Annotated in this window: 3 protein-coding genes; all 3 read left to right on the top strand. The window is 42.0% G+C overall.

The window, feature by feature from the left end:
* The first annotated feature begins 28 nt into the window (after nt 1-28).
* The 3 genes from O9290_RS25470 to O9290_RS25460 all read left to right on the top strand — a co-directional run bounded on the left by O9290_RS25470 (nt 29) and on the right by O9290_RS25460 (nt 1482).
* Nucleotides 29-226, top strand: a complete 198-nt coding sequence (locus tag O9290_RS25470) for a hypothetical protein (protein WP_502846478.1) — start codon at nt 29-31, stop codon at nt 224-226.
* A gap of 412 nt (nt 227-638) precedes the next feature.
* Entirely contained in the window at nt 639-1178 is a 540-nt protein-coding gene (locus O9290_RS25465) for a DUF3782 domain-containing protein (RefSeq protein ID WP_002759366.1), read from the top strand.
* A gap of 175 nt (nt 1179-1353) precedes the next feature.
* On the top strand, nt 1354-1482 hold the full coding sequence (locus O9290_RS25460; protein WP_256378307.1) for a hypothetical protein: 129 nt from the start codon (nt 1354-1356) through the stop codon (nt 1480-1482).
* Nucleotides 1483-1640: the final 158 nt, after the last annotated feature.

Genomic DNA, 1640 nt, shown 5'->3' with positions numbered 1-1640 from the left:
CCTTATAGAGAAAGGCATTTAGCGATTTTTGTCAATTGTTTTTGCTCTAGAGCGAACTAATCAATTAAGTCTCTTGCCAGATAAGGATTTAGTCGATTTATGCCCCCCTATCGAACCATACCAAGTAACGAAGAACCCAATTTTTTACAAAAAAATAACACAAAACAAACCGCTAGTAGGAGAACTGACCCGAATGTTAGAGGAATACCGCCAACACGCTGAATAAAAGAGCATTGCTTGGCATCCCTCCCCTCAATGCCACCAGACCTCCCAACTTTGTGAACTCCTCAAAAATCCCCCTGAAGAACAGAAGGAATAACTCTTAAGTTTATTGTAACCGTTCAGGGGGGGGGGGATGTCAAGCCGCCAGTGGCATTGACTCTGTGGAAGGACTCTCCAGGGGCAGCAGAGAGGGAGAAGAACTGCCTTTCCTAGAGGCATGGATACTACTCTCTCACAGTAGCCGCTCTTTTCTACGTCTTTTTAGATTATCAGATTTTGTCCCCCCCTGAACTAGGGTTGATTCATTGTAGGGTTGATTCATGAATCAACCCTACCCCCTGAACAGTTACTTCAAGGGAGAAAAAGCGATCGGGCTATAATAGAGAAAATTTCATTTTAACTTGAGAAAATTCATTATGACAGCTACTATTGAAGACATTCGGGAAATACTAAAGGAATTGGCCCAATCCCAACAAGAGTTATCCCAAGCTCAAAAAGAAACAGATAAGCAAATTAACAGGGTTAGTCAGCAGATTGGGGAGTTGGGCAATCGTTTAGGAGAATTTGTCGAGTGGCAAGTGCGTCCTGCGGTGGTGCGTCTGTTTCAGGAGCGGGGTATTGATGTGCATGAGTTTCACCCTGGCATTTCGGTAAAACGGGATAATGAGGGTTTAGAGATTGATCTATTGGTAGTAAATGATACCGATGCCATTTTAGTGGAGGTCAAAAGTAAGTTAACTCAAAGGGATGTGGATGAGCATTTACAACGTTTGGCCAAGTTTAAGCGGTTAATGCCTCGTTTTCGAGATGTAAAGGCTTTGGGAGCGGTGGCAGCGATGATTGTTCCCAATGAGGTGGCGAGTTACGCTTGTCGTCAGGGTTTATTTGTGTTGGTGCAGTCAGGGGAAAATGTAATAATTTTAAATGATGCGGAGTTTACGCCCCGGGTTTGGTAGGTTTAGCTTTCGTTCCACCCCCTCGCCCGCAAGACTGTATCTTAGAATACATTTTACCCACCAGATCCAAGAGAGCCATGAGAGTGAAGAGATTGAAAATTTAGAGATTTTATTTTTCTCCAAACGTTTAGAGTCTCAAACCCAATTTGAATTACTATTAGAGGAAAATTTAAAAATGACTGAGCCATTAACAGCAGGTTTACTTATCACCTTAGCAGTACAAGAGTTTGTGAAGTCTGGGACGGGAGATTTAGCGAAACGCTTTACGGCTGAAGCTTTGGCTAAGATTCCTGTTTTATGGTAAAAGATCAAAACTCGCTTGGTAATGATTCGGTAGTAGTGGCGTAGCCCTCTTGCTTACCTGGTATGAATTGTGTAAAATATTTATTAATAAAAATAATTGGAACCCGCTCAGTCTTTAAACCTCTAGCTTGATCATGACTTTTCTGATAAATATCTTTT

The organism is Microcystis sp. LE19-41.2A, assembly GCF_027530405.1.
Lineage (GTDB): Bacteria > Cyanobacteriota > Cyanobacteriia > Cyanobacteriales > Microcystaceae > Microcystis > Microcystis aeruginosa.
Note: the sequence above shows the minus strand (reverse complement) of the source record. Positions and strands in the feature narration are given on the sequence as shown.

Coding starts and splice junctions, on each gene's coding strand:
- O9290_RS25465 (WP_002759366.1), top strand. CDS start 639: ATGACAGCTACTATTGAAGACATTCGGGAAATACTAAAGGAATTGGCC.
- O9290_RS25460 (WP_256378307.1), top strand. CDS start 1,354: ATGACTGAGCCATTAACAGCAGGTTTACTTATCACCTTAGCAGTACAA.